Genomic DNA, 261 nt, shown 5'->3' with positions numbered 1-261 from the left:
GTGCGTACTTTAATGTCAGAGAAACTTGACGAAAACACTTTTCAGCAAATTCAGGCCGTTTTGTGTCAGCAAACCGCGCACGAAATAATGCCCCGAACAAGTAAGGTTATATAGCAAAGCGTCATTAGCGACGAGTACTTCTGCCCACTCGCGGCCATGAAAGTCAGCCATGTTGGCTGTTTCATGTCGCTGGTATACGCTAAGAAGGACTGGTGCATCCATTAGTTCTAAGATCCTTGGTGGGGACCCGAAATTTAATTC

The 261-nt window shown here is 46.0% G+C and carries 1 protein-coding gene; it reads right to left on the bottom strand.

Translation table 11 applies throughout. The annotated features are described in order from the left end of the window. Nucleotides 1-15: 15 nt before the first annotated feature. A partial coding sequence (locus F0L74_RS33770) for a hypothetical protein (RefSeq protein ID WP_213087188.1) occupies nt 16-261 on the bottom strand: 246 nt, incomplete at its 5' end.

Source organism: Chitinophaga agrisoli (genome assembly GCF_008386695.1).
Lineage (GTDB): Bacteria > Bacteroidota > Bacteroidia > Chitinophagales > Chitinophagaceae > Chitinophaga > Chitinophaga agrisoli.
Note: the sequence above shows the minus strand (reverse complement) of the source record. Positions and strands in the feature narration are given on the sequence as shown.